The 12821-nt window shown below is 69.0% G+C and carries 10 protein-coding genes; 9 read left to right on the forward strand and 1 reads right to left on the reverse strand.

Annotation, left to right across the window (positions count from 1 at the left end):
- Positions 1-367: 367 nt before the first annotated feature.
- From ACZ5U5_RS11480 to ACZ5U5_RS11520, 9 genes are all read left to right on the forward strand, one after another.
- Positions 368-1393, forward strand: a complete 1026-nt coding sequence (locus ACZ5U5_RS11480; protein WP_469019537.1) for a beta/alpha barrel domain-containing protein — start codon at positions 368-370, stop codon at positions 1391-1393.
- Positions 1394-1424: 31 nt separating this feature from the next.
- Positions 1425-2273, forward strand: a complete 849-nt coding sequence (locus tag ACZ5U5_RS11485) for a fumarylacetoacetate hydrolase family protein (RefSeq protein ID WP_469019539.1) — start codon at positions 1425-1427, stop codon at positions 2271-2273.
- A 4-nt stretch (positions 2274-2277) separates the two neighbouring features.
- Entirely contained in the window at positions 2278-3987 is a 1710-nt protein-coding gene (locus tag ACZ5U5_RS11490; protein ID WP_469019540.1) for a non-ribosomal peptide synthetase, read from the forward strand.
- Between the two features lie 5 nt (positions 3988-3992).
- Positions 3993-5759 carry an asparagine synthase (glutamine-hydrolyzing) gene (asnB, locus tag ACZ5U5_RS11495; RefSeq protein ID WP_469019541.1) on the forward strand — a complete coding sequence of 589 codons (1767 nt, stop codon included), beginning with the start codon at positions 3993-3995 and terminating at the stop codon, positions 5757-5759.
- Between the two features lie 27 nt (positions 5760-5786).
- A complete protein-coding gene (locus tag ACZ5U5_RS11500) occupies positions 5787-6473 on the forward strand; it encodes a thioesterase II family protein (protein ID WP_469019543.1) in 687 nt (228 codons plus the stop codon).
- A gap of 46 nt (positions 6474-6519) precedes the next feature.
- A complete protein-coding gene (locus tag ACZ5U5_RS11505; protein ID WP_469019544.1) occupies positions 6520-8148 on the forward strand; it encodes an FAD/NAD(P)-binding protein in 1629 nt (542 codons plus the stop codon).
- A complete protein-coding gene (locus tag ACZ5U5_RS11510; RefSeq protein WP_469019546.1) occupies positions 8111-9406 on the forward strand; it encodes an ATP-grasp domain-containing protein in 1296 nt (431 codons plus the stop codon). Before ACZ5U5_RS11505 ends, ACZ5U5_RS11510 begins: the two co-directional genes overlap by 38 nt.
- A 1-nt stretch (position 9407) precedes the next feature.
- On the forward strand, positions 9408-10394 hold the full coding sequence (locus ACZ5U5_RS11515) for a hypothetical protein (RefSeq protein WP_469019547.1): 987 nt from the start codon (positions 9408-9410) through the stop codon (positions 10392-10394).
- Positions 10395-10476: 82 nt separating this feature from the next.
- A complete protein-coding gene (locus tag ACZ5U5_RS11520) occupies positions 10477-11415 on the forward strand; it encodes a UbiA family prenyltransferase (protein ID WP_469019548.1) in 939 nt (312 codons plus the stop codon).
- A gap of 47 nt (positions 11416-11462) precedes the next feature.
- On the opposite strand, the gene ACZ5U5_RS11525 is transcribed toward ACZ5U5_RS11520, so the two are convergent.
- On the reverse strand, positions 11463-12134 hold the full coding sequence (locus ACZ5U5_RS11525; RefSeq protein WP_469019550.1) for a helix-turn-helix transcriptional regulator: 672 nt from the start codon (positions 12132-12134) through the stop codon (positions 11463-11465).
- Positions 12135-12821 lie beyond the last annotated feature (687 nt).

Consider the following 12821-nt stretch of genomic DNA (forward strand, 5'->3'; position numbering starts at 1 on the left):
TGGGGTCCAACGTGAACGGGTGAGGGCCAAAGAGCCCGTGACGGGGCGTCGGTGGTGCGCACCGAAATGAGGTGCGCCGGCGAAATGCCGGTCGACCGGACGCCGCTGGAAGCCCGCCGCCCTATGCGAAATCCCTCGCGAGGCGGCGAACTCGATACCCAGAACGTAAAGGCCGAAGAAGGCAGTTGAGTGGGTCTCACCCTGCATTGCATCGAAGGTTGTACGTCTCCCGGTGTTGCCGCCCGCCCTTCGTTGTAGCACCCCCCGGGGCGCCGTCGCGTGCTGCAAGGTCGTGGCAGATCCGCATTGATCTGGCAGTCCATTCCCCACTGCTTCAGTCCATTCCCCACTGCTTCGGAGGACCAAGATGTACGCAGCCCCTGCCCGGACGTTCTCGTCGCGGCGGCTTGAGATTCTCGACGCGACGTTGCGGGACGGCTCCTACGCGGTCGACTTCCAACTCGACGAGAATTTCGTCAGGAAGCTGCTCCGCAGGCTGGAAGCGACACCCATCAACAAGGTCGAGGTCGGGCACGGCCTCGGGTTCGAGGCGGAGCGGTCCGGAATCAAGGCTTCCAACATCGACCTGGCGACATGGTGCGAGATCGCAGGACAAGAACTCTCCACCACGCCCTGGGGCATGTTCGCGCAGCCCTCGTTCAGCCGGCTCGAAACCCTCGCTGACCTGTGCAAGGAAGGCATGTCGTTCGTACGGATCGGAATGGAGCCCGAGAAGGTCCAAGGCCACCTGGACTACCTCCGGCGCGCCACCGAGATCTGCGACGAGGTCTACCTCAACCTCATGAAGACCAGCAGCACGCCCGCGCAGGAACTGCCCGAGCTGCTGCGCGACATCCCCGCCGTGGCAGGCCTGTATGTGGTCGACTCCTGCGGCTCGATGATGCCGGACGACGTGCAGCGGTATGTGACCGTGGCCAAGGACATCTGCCCCGTCGTCGGATTCCACGGGCACGACAACCTGGGCATGGCGAACGCGAACAGCATCGCCGCGTTCCAGGCGGGCGCGACCATCGCGGACGGCACGCTCGACGGAATCGGTCGTGGTGCCGGGAACGCGGAGACGGAATCGCTGGCCGGAATCATGCGCGTTCTCGGATCGGACCGGTTCGACTACAAGGAACTGGCCAAGCTGGCGCACTTCTGCCGCACCAGCCTGGAACTCCTCCCCGAGGACCGCAATATGCAGGTTCTCGGCGGCGTGATCGGAATTCACTCCGGTTTCTTCCCGCTCATCGACCAGCTGTGCGAGGAACTCTCCGTCGAGCCCGCCCCGTTGATGGAGACCGCCGTCGGCCTGGCCCGGCGCAGCGCCGAGAAGACCGACATCCGAGCGGCCGCGCAGCACCTCTCCCGGCAGACCGCCGCGGCCTGAACCTTCGTCCACCCCACTTGAGAGGAACGCCATGCGTTTGGCCCGAGTCAACACCCACAATGGACTGCGGACGGCGGTGTCCCACCGCGGCGGCTGGATCCCGCTCTCCACCCTGGACGCCTTCGCCGGCCGACAGCTGCCATACCGGCTCAGTGACCTCCTTGGTGTCGACCGACGCCAGGAACTCGCCGAACTCCTCGACCAGGTGACCGACACCGACTTGCTCGACGTACGCCTGGAGGAGGCCGCCACCGTCGTCGACGGCGGTGACATCTGGGGAGCCGGACTCAACTACCTGGGACATTCCCAGGACCTCAGCACGCAGCAGCCCGCTTCCGGACCCGGCTCGTACCTGCGGCCCAGGGGCTGCCTCATCGGCAACGGCGGCCAGATCGAACTGCCCGCGCAGAGCGGCCGGGTGACCGCGGAGGCGGAACTCGGGCTCGTCGTCGGCCAGGAGTGCAAGAACGTGCGCGGCCAGGATTGGCGATCGGTGATCGCCGGCGTCACCGCGGTGCTTGACATGACCGCGGAAGACGTGATCCGGGAGAACCCGCGCTACATCCCATGGGCCAAGGGTTTCGACACGTTCTGCAGCGTGGGCCCCCAGGTGGTGACCCTTGACGAGTTCGACGACCAGGCGCTGCGGTCGACGCGGGTCTCCACTGTTCGCAACGGTGAGGTCATCGCCTCAGCCCCCGTATCGGACATGAAGTACGACCTGGCCTTCCTCGTCGAGTACTTCAGCGCCGGACGCACCCTTACACCCGGCACCGTCATCTGCACCGGCACGCCGGGGGCGGCCGTGATCGAGCCGGGCGACACGATCACCTCGCTCGTCGAGGGCGTCGGCACCCTGTCCCACACCGTGAAGGGCTGAGACCTTGAGCGCACAGCACACCTCCGTGGCGGACGCCCTCTCCGCGGCGATCGAATGCCATCCGGAGCGCCCTGCCATCGAGACAGCCGACGGCGTCGTCACTTACCGCGAATTCGGCCGCCTTGTCGCCGAGTTCACCCACGAGCTCCGGACTCTCGCCTCGCCCGGCGAGTTCATCGGCATCGAGGCCGTCCGCACCCCGGCCTCGATCATCGCCATGGCTGCCGCGCTCAGGGCCGAACGCCCCTTCGTGTTCCTCGACCCACGCGACAGCGCCTCCTCCAACCACGCGAAGGTCGCCTCTCTCTGTGTGGACTGGATCGCCGAGACCTCCGCAGGGCCGAGCGCGCCCGTCCTGGTGCCCACGCCCACGCAGTGGCGCGCCACCCACGAACAGGCCGGCAGAGCGATCGTGCCGCTCGAGGACCAGGTCGGCTACGCCATCCACACGTCGGGATCGACCGGTGAGCCCAAGTGCGTGCTGGTCAGCGCCACGCCCCTGGCCGGGGTGATCCACGACCATGTGCGCGCCCTGGAACTGGGACCCGAGAGCCGCACGCTCCAGTTCGCCCGGCTGACCTTCGACGGCTGCCTCACCGAGATCCTGTGGACGCTGTCCGCCGGCGCCTGCCTCGTGGTCCTCGGCGAGGAGCACCTCAGCCCGGGCGCCGTACTTCAGGCGACCCTGGAGAAGTACCGCGTCACGCACCTGAAGACCACGCCCTACGCCCTCACCGCGACAGACCCGACGGCCGCGATGGGCTTGCGCCACGTGATCAACGGTGGGGGAGCCTGCCGCCCCGCCGTGGTGCGCAAGTGGGCCGCGCACACGGACTTCCACAACGCCTACGGGACCACGGAGAGTACCGTCTGCAACCTCCTGAGCGCCCCGCTGAACCCCGACGACTGCACCGACGTCGTGCCCCTGGGCGTGGTGGTGGGGGACTGCGGTCTGGAGGTGGCCCAGCTGCCCGGCGGGTCCGCGACAGGGGCCGGCGGCGCCGTCCGCGGTGAGCTGCTCGTCACCGGTCCCAGCGTAGGCATCGGCTACCTCACGTCCCAGGGCCTGCGCCGTTTCGGCGAGGGCCCCGCGGACCGCGTCTACCGCACGGGCGACATCGTCGAGGTACGCGACGGCCAGTACTACTTCGTCGAGCGGCTTGACCGGCAGCTGAAGGTGCGCGGCTACCGGCTCGACCCGGGGGAGATCGAGAGCGCGGCCTGCCGGCTCGACGCCGTCGTCGAAGCGGTGGTGGACGCCGAGGCGTACGACGGTGACGATCCCTCGGCGGCCGACGCGCTGGTGTGCCACTACCAGGGCGAGGCGAGCCCCCGCGAGCTTCGCGCACACCTGGAGGCGGTGCTCGACCCGTACAAGGTCCCCTCGGTACTGAACCAGGTCGAAGCCCTGCCCTACACCCGCAACGGCAAGGTCGACCGGGACGCCTTGCGGGCCCGCCGGCAGCAGTCGGGCGCGGCGGGGCACGAGGACGGACCGACCGAACAGGTCCTCGCCCTGGTGCGCCGTCTGACCGGAGTGGCCGACGCGGGCGTGGAGGACAACTTCTTCGACCTGGGAGGCGACTCGGCCTCCACGGTCATCCTCGTCAACAAGCTGAAGGGCCTCGGCTGGATGGACGCCGGCGTACGCGACGTCCTTCGGGCGGAGAACCTGAAAGTGCTGGTCGACCACGTGCGTGAACGGGGGGTGTGACCACCATGTGCGGTGTGTGCGGCACATACTCGCCGTCCGGCGTCACCGACCGCGGCGTGGCAGCGGCCATGCACGAGCGGCAGGTGCACCGAGGCCCGGACGAGACCTACTCACTGAACACCGAAACGATCTGCGCCAAGCTCGGTCGGCTCGGTTTCACCGGCCTGGCCGACGGATGGCAGCCCGCGGAGGACAGCACCGGCCGCTACGTGGCCATGACGAACGGGGAGATATACAACGCGCGTGAACTGCGGTCCCGTATGGGGCTCGACCGGCCGCGCAACGGCGTCGACGTCGCCGTCGTCCCGGAACTCTTCGCACGGTACGGACTTGAGGGACTGCACCTGGTCGACGGGCAGTTCGCCACTGTCGTCCTGGACCGCGCCCGCAACGCGCTCTACCTGGCCCGGGACCGCTTCGGCATCTGCCCCATGTATTACACCGAGGTCGGCCCGCAGGTGCACTTCTGCTCCGAACTCAAGCCGCTGGTGCAGTGTGTGGACCGGCCGCGGAAGGTGGACCTGAGCGCCGTCGACCAGTACCTCTCGCTGGGCAACATCGTTGCTCCGCGCACCCTGGTGCGAGGGGTCCGAGCCGTCCCGCCTGGGTGTGCCGTCCGCTTCGACGCTGACGGAAGCCAGACGCTGCGCTATTGGCGCTACGGCGAGTTCGCACCGGTGGCCGGACCCGTCACCGATGAGGCGCTGCGGGAAGCGATGCGCGCTTCGGTCCATGACCGACTGCGGGCAGACGTGGAGATCGGGGCATACCTGAGCGGAGGCTTCGACTCGACCGCCATCGTGATGGAGGCGGCCGCCCTCAGCGCCCAGCCGGTCCGCACCTTCTCGGTGGTCTTCGACGACCCCGGGCTCGACGAGGGCCGTTTCCAGCGCGAGGTGGCGCAAGCGGTCGGCAGCAAGCACGAGCAGGTCTCCTGCCACCACAGCGACATCACCGCGCGGTTCGAGGAGATGGTCCGGCACTGCTGCTACCCGCAGCGGGAGACCTACAACGTCGCCGCGATGATGCTCGCGGGCAGCGTACGAGACGCCGGCATCAAGGGGGTGGTGTCCGGAGAGGGCGCGGACGAGCTGTTCTTCGGCTACGACTCCTATGCGTTCGATGACCTGGCCCGCTCCCGGCGTCCCTCCCGGGCGGAGAACGAACAGGCCTGGGGCCGACCGGACTTCGGATGGGAGGTGGACTGGGACACGGTGGCACGCCGACGGGAGGGGTTCCTCACGCCCGGGGTACGCGAGGCTCTGACGGGCCACGAGTTCCACCACTCGCGGCTCATCCCGTTCACCGACCATGAGGTGCGGCAGCTGTCCCGTATGCAGCTGCGTTCGATCGCCGATGTGTACGTCCAGATGTCCGGCCACCTGCTCGGCGACCACGGGGACTCGATGCTGATGCGGCACTCCGTCGAAGGCCGCTACCCGTTCCTCGGCAATTCCGTCGTCTCACTCGCCCTTCAGGTCGAAGACGACAGGAAGATGGCCGACTTCGAGGGAAAGGCCTGCCTCAGGTCGGCCTACGAAGGCATCGTTCCGCAGTCCGTCCTGCAGCGCGGAAAGCACGGCTTCACCGCCTACGACGTCCAGTCGATCACGAGCAGCCGCACCTGGGAGGACTGGCGCGCGCTGGTCGAGGCCTGCGGCCTGTTCACGGCCGACTGCCTGGACGGGCCGGCCGAGACAGGGAAGTGGGACTTCAGGATCAGCGCGATCAGCATCGCGATGATCATGGACGAGCTGGGCCTCACCCTCTGACCCCGACAGGGAGAAACGGAGACACCGGTGCCTCCAAGATCACACGGCACGCTCATCCTGCCCGGGGCAGGATCCTTCGGCGGCGAACTCAAACCCCTCGTGGACGAGCTCGGACCCGGCGCCCGGATCGCCCGGTACCCCGGCCGCTTCGGGCGCGACATAGGCAAGGACACGACGTTCCCCGAGGTCGTCGACGCGTGCGCGGAACAGGCGCGGAAACCGCCCGCCGAGCGGGTGACCCTGGTCGGGCACAGCTTCGGCGCCTACGTCGCCCACGCCGCAGCGGCCGAACTGGAGCGGCGCGGAACCTCTGTCCACGCGCTGGTCGTCGTCGGCGCCAACGCGCCTCAGCTGCTCACCGTCCCACAGGCCGCACACTCCGACCGGGCAGCCGTCGCCGCCTACCTTGAGGGCATCGACCCGCGGCTGGTGCCAGACCCGTCCGACGAATGGCACGACCTGGTCCTGGACGCCGCCATGCAGGACCTTCGCCTGCTCGCGCACTTCGGTGCCACACCCCGGCCGCACCCACGGTGCCCGGTCTTCGCCGCGCGGGGGGCAGCGGACCCGCTCACCTCCGCCGAGGGCACAGCGGAGTGGGCCGCGGCGACCGCCGGCTCCTGCACCCGCCGTACCTTCCCCGGTGGCCACTCCGATCTGCTGACCACGCCCGCGTTCGCCGACTGGCTGCGCACCGTCGCCTCACGCGAGTAACACCCGCCCCTGAGAGGGCCCCTGAGAGGAAGGAGACACACTCCCCGTGGACAGCCGCGAAAGCCGCCCCCTGAGTACCGGTGGCCACCTGGTGGTCGTCGGTGGCGGAGCCTCCGCCACCGCGGTACTCCATCACCTTGCGCAGCATGCCGACGTCCGCCCCCGGTCGGTGACAGTGATCGACCCACGGCCGGTCGGATTCGGGGTGGCCTTCGGAACCGCCGACCCGCGCTTGCGCTGCAACACCTCCGTCGACGTCACCTCATTGCACCGGGGTGAGCAGTCCGACCTGCTGCGCTACCTGGCCGGGCGCGGGTGGCCGGTGAGCCGGTCGGACTTCGTACCGCGGACCCTGGTCGGGCAGTACTGCCGTGAGCGCTTCGCTCAGGCACGGAGCGCGCTGATGGCGCGCGGCTGCGCGGTACGCCAGGTGACAGGCCGGGCCGGTACGGTGCGGTCCGCAGCTGAACCGGGCCGGGGATACCTCGTCACCCTGATGGACGGCAGAACCCTGGAGGCCACGGACGTGGTGGTGGCGGTGGGCGGCGACCAGCCGCGCCTGCCGGACGCGCTCCGCGACCACGCGGACCACCCCGGCCTGCTGGTCGGCGCCTACCCCTCCGGCCGGCTGCGAGAACTGGTCGCAGACGCACGGCCGTTGGTCCTCGGCACCAAACTGTCCGGGGTCGACGCCGCACTCGTACTGTGTGCCGAACAACGACACGTCACCCTGTGCTCGCCGTCGGGGGAGCTTCCCGCGGTCCGGGACCGGCTGTGCCGCCCGGACCGTCCGGCCGGGCTCCTTTCCGGGCTGCGCGCGCTGGACCCCCGGTCCCCAGGCTTCGACCTCGCGTTCACCAGGCTTCTGGTCCGCGCGGTCCGGAACGCCTCGCCGCTGCCCGCGCCCGCCCTCGGTAAGCAGTTCGGAACCGAACCCGAGGCATTGCGGCGGCTCGGCACCGAACTGCGGCAGACCGAGTCCGGCGCCAACACCTGGCAGTCCCTCATCGCCGAACTCATCGAAGCCGTCAACGACTGGACCCAAGGCTGGCCCCGCGACGACCGGGACCGCTTGCTCATCCGCTTCCGTCCACTGATCGCCCGTCACATCTCCGCCATCCCCGTGGCCAGCGCCCGAAGTCTGGCACGGCACGGGCTCGCCGGCCGGCTCGTGGTACGGCGAGGAACCCCCGCGTCCCTCGCCCCCGCGCCCGGGGGCGGCTGGCACGCCCGGTGGCACCCCGAAAGCGCTGCCGAGCACTACACCCACGTCGTCGCGGCATCCGGATACCGGCCGCCCGCTGTGTGTACGCATGGGCCGGCTCTCCTGGCCTTCGGCGCCGCCGCGTGCTCGCCCTACTGCGCTCCACCCCTGACCGACGACCGCCTGAGGCTCATGTCACCCGGCGGTGGCGCCTCGGAGCGGATCTGGATGGTGGGAGCCGCAGCCGGGGGGCGCACCGCCATCGTCAACTACCTGTGGACCGCGGCGGCGCAGGCCGACGTGGTGGCCCAGAGCCTGGCCACTGTCGTCCCCCTGCCCGCAGTGCCGGTAGCAGCGCCCCCGCAACCGGACGCCACACCAACGCGTCAGGCGCCCGAAGCACGCACGAACCCCAGCTACGAAAGGCATCCTCGTGTACGTACTCGTCGACCCCGTCTCCACCGGCCGTGAACTCGCCGCCGCCTTCAGCGAGGAAGGTGCCCGCGTCCTCCACCTTTATGAGGCCGCCCTGCACGCTGATCACGCCGTCGACATCGCACCCCGCACTCACCTGCTGACGCGGACCGGCCCCGACGCCGTACAGGAGGCGGCCGATCTGTTGCGCGACGAACCGGTCGCCGCGGTGATCGCTGCGAGCGAGCGAGGAGTGCTGCTCGCCGACGAACTGGCCGACGTGCTTGGACTCCCGCACCACGAGCAGCACCTTGCCGCCGCTCGCCGTGACAAGGAGCTCATGGTGCGTGCCTTGGAGGCCGCGGGCATACCGGCGGCCCGCACCCGTACCATCGCCTCCGCCGCCGAACTCGACCAGGCACTCGACGCATGGGGCACCGCTCCCGGCACCCCCGTGGTGATCAAGCCGCGTGACAGCGCGGGAAGCGACGGCTGCACCGTGGTCACCAGCCGCGCCCAAGCGCGCGCTGCCGTCGAGACCACGCTGCTGAAGTCCAACCTCATGGGAGAGACGAACACCGACCTGCTGCTCCAGGAGTACCTGACAGGCACTCAATACATCGTCAACACCGTGAGCATGGCAGGCCGGCACTTGCTCACGGAGGTCTACCGGGAACGCATCGACACCATCGGTGGCGCTCCGGTCCTGCGCCACATCGTCTCCCGCCCGCAGCTCGACGAGGGGGAGCGCGACCTCGTCGACTACGTCCTGCGCTGCCTGGACGCCCTGGGTATCAAGGAGGGCGCCGCCCACACCGAGGTGATGCTCACGGCCGCCGGACCTCGCCTCGTGGAGGTCAACTCCCGGATCATGGGACCGTCTCTGGCCCCCGACCCTTATCACGCCGCCTTCGGCTACAGCCATCAGCACTTGGTGGCCGAACGCTTTCTGCGACCGCAGGAGTTCGTCCGCCGGTTCGACCTCCCCTACGGCGGGGGACGCACACTCGCCAAGCTCTTCCTTCGGAGCTTTCGCGACGGAGAACTCGCCTCGGTGGAGGGTGCGCGTACCTTGCGCCGCCTGCCTGGCTTCCACTCCATCGACAGGCTTCCCTCCACCGGCGCCCCGATCCCCGACCGGACCCTGACGACCGGGGCCTCGGGCATCGCCTACCTTGTCCACGAGGACGAGGACCTGCTCCACAGCTCGTTGGAGTTCGTCCACCACATCGAGGACGATCACGCCTTCTACCGCATGGTCGACGTCGCGACAGACGCGCGGGGCGTCGGGGAAGAACAAGGAGCGGCTGCCTGACGTGCGTGCCATTGCCCTGATCGCGTTCTCGGTCCTGATGCAGGCAGCTGCCGAGGCTTTCCTTTCCGGCCGCATCAGTAGCGGTGACAGCCTGCGATTCTCCCTGCTTGCCTTCCTCGGGTGCACTCTGCTCTTCCTGGCGGTCAACCGAGTGAGCGGAATCAAGAATCGCTCAACCAGGCAAAGTACGACAGGACTTGGTGGTGCGTGGCGCCAGTTCGCCGCGCTCAATGTGGCCAGCGCGGTCACCTTCCTCGGCCTGTATGTGGCGCTGGTGTGGGTACCGGCGGCGCTCGCGGCCAGTCTGATGGCCGGCGTCGGTCCGGTCGCCGCGAGTATCCTCGCCCGGTTGTCGGGGGAGGTCCGTCCGGTCGCGGACTGGCTCCGCTCGGTGGGCTTGCTCGTCGCTTCCCTGGTCACCGCGGCAGCCGTACAGCCCTCCCTGCTGGACACCTCGTCCTGGCAGTCCGGCCCAGCCGCGAGCGCCGTCGGCGCCGGGCTCGCCCTCCTCGCGGGAATCGGGGCCACGGTGCTCGCCCGGCTCTCCCGCCGGCTCGGTGAGCGCGGGGTCGCGCCGTCCGTCGTGATGGCGCACCGCTTCCACCTGACCTACGTGGTCGCCGCGCTCGCCCTGGTCAATGGTCAATTCGTCGAGCAGCCGCACCTGGGCTGGGGGGTGACGGCGCTGGTCGCCTTCGCTGGCGTGGTGATTCCGCTCTACGCCCTTCAGGTCGGTGCCCAACGCACGGCGGCCACGGTCACCATGGCTCTGCTCGCTGCTCAGCCCGGTCTGGCCTACCTCGTCCAGGGTGCTCTCGGTTACCCCCTCACGGTGCAGGGCACTGTCGCCGTCGGGCTGCTGCTGCTTGCGGCAAGCGCTGTGGCTCGTGCCGAGCATCGCCGCCTTCCTGAGCACGGCGTGACGAACGCAGGCCGGACCCCAGCAGCCCAGGAGACCGACGACCCTGCCTCAGCCAGAGTCGTATGACGGCGGCGGGCAGGTGCTCAACTACTGCCACCTTGGTTGTAGAAGCTCCCGGCGTGCAAGGAGCTCTTCTACGCTCCTGGACATGGTTGCTGTCATCGAAGTGCCGGGCCGTGCCCGCTTGTTGAGCAGACGGGGAAAGATCTACACCACCGCGCGAACCGCTCGCCTGTGTTGGACAGAAGCACGGCCCGCCGTGCAGGTCGCCTTCCTGCTGCGGTTCGCGACGGGAACAGCCTTCGCGACGCAGGATGAACTCGATCTCCCCCGGATCCTGGCAGGGGCGGCGGCATGGTTGTGCGCGAGCGTCTTCGCTTACCTGTTCAACGGCGTGATGGACGTGGAGGAGGACCGCCGCAACGATTCCGACCGCCCGATCGCTCGGGGCACCCTGCCGCTGCGCCGCGCCGCCGCGGTCACGCTGGCAGCGGCACTGCTCGCCCTGCTGCTGTCCGCTCCGTGCGGCGGTCTGATCGGCTGGGTTCTTGTCTTCCTCGCGCTGGGATGGGCGTACTCGGCGCCACCCCTGGCCGCGAAGCGGGCGAGCCTTCCCTGCGCGGTCGTGGTGTTCGGCCTCGGCTGGACGTCCTACGCGGGCGGCGCGGCAGCAGTCGGGGATGGCCTTGCCGTTCCCGCCGTGGTGTTCGCCACCGCCATGGCCGCGTGGATGGCCCTGGTCGGTGCCGTAGTGAAGGATTTCAGCGATGCGGAAGGTGACGCCGAGGCCGGAAGGCGCACACTCGCCGCCACTCGCGGCTTGCACGTTGCCAGGCGCTTCGCGGTCGCGGGTGCCCTGACCGTCGGTGTCGGCGCCCCCGCGGCCGCGTGGACCTGGGCGCCTTCTGTCCTGCCGGGCACGCTCCCGCTGGTCCTCGGCGCGGGGTGGGTGACGGTGCTCTGCCTGCGCGGCAGGCACACCGAGCACCGCGATCGACATGCGCGCCGCGACGCCTACCGGGCGTTCATGATCACGCAGTACGCCGCAAACCTGGTCATGCTTGTGACGCTAGTGGGTTCGCGGTGACCCCGGCGCCACCTCGGTCGGCTGTGCGGTCAAGCTCGTGGGGACGGTCACCTTCGCTCCGCGCCCTTCAGGACCGCGTCCATCCGGGATGTCGCCCCGAGTTTGTTGAAGATGTTGTAGAGGTGGCGCTTCACGGTTCCCTCGCTGATGTCCAACTGGGAAGCAACCTGACGATTGGTGAGCGCCAAGGCCACCGCGTCGAGGATCTGGCGCTCCCGCGGGGTCAGTTCCTCCGAGAGGCCACCCCTCTCTTCAGGGGTCGGTGCGGGGTTTGTGCGCGGCTGTGTTGTCTCAGGGGACCGGGGGTTGGCAGGGGCGAGGATCTGATCGCGTGTCTCTTCGTAGCCTCGGCTTCCGGCGTAGAGGCGTACCGAAGAAGCGGCCCGGAAAGCAGAGTTCACCTGCTGCCAGATCACCGACCGCTGCTGCGGCGCCGCAGCCGCCGCAGCAGCATGGACCGCTGGCTGAAGGGCCGACCACAACAGCTCGGCAGCTCGCACCGATTCGGCGACCGGTACTCTCTGAAGGGCTCGGTTCACACCGAGAAGCCGTGTGTAGTCCTCCGCTGCCGTGGTGTCCGGCAGGCCCCCCTGCTCCAGGGTGGCAATACAATCATCGATGATCGCCACCGCCTGACGCCTGCACGACGACCACAGATCCGGTCGCTCGGCCAGCATGCTGTCCACCCGCAACAGACCGGCTTGGTAAGCGTCCAGCACATCGGGTATGGCGGAGCGCAGCGCTGTCGCGGCTCGTCGGCGAGATTCGCCTGCTTCGGGCTTTTCGCCGTCGCAGGACACCGAGAGGCCGCCAGTTGTATGGCGGTGCGAACGAGGGTCGCGAGGCACACATCCTCCAAATCACGAAGCCCTGGACGGCGAGCCTCATCGGCAGACCACGGCCCCCGCCGGGGCAAGGGAGCCGCTGTCGGACTGGTCTCCGGAAATATAATCAGCCGATGATCTTGTGGCAATGATCGTGTTCCGCCCCTTGGACGCCACGACCGTCATCCCAGCCTGCACGTCTGACCTGGCGTGATGCCGCCGTGCAGTTCCGCCGGGTCCTCAAGGGACTGACGGCCGCGCGGGAAGTCGGAACCCACGAGGCTGACAAAAAAGCGGGAGAAGTCGCCAGCCGGCAGGAGCGTGCCGGTCTCGCCACGTTCACCCCTGCTGGGTGAGCAGCCGCTGCGCGTGCGGCCGCCGAGCAGCGTACGAGGAACAAGGGGGAGGCCGCCGGCGAGTGGCCGAAGCAGAAGCGGTCACGGCCCGACCGGGTTGCACGCCGCTTCTGGACCCAGAACAACGGAAGGTGCCCCATGCGGAGCGGGTGAAGCCGCAAGGCTGGCACAACGGGGTGTAGTTGATCTCGGTCTGTCACGCTTCCGTTCCGGTCGAGACTGAAGT

The organism is Streptomyces sp. NPDC033177 (genome assembly GCF_055577715.1).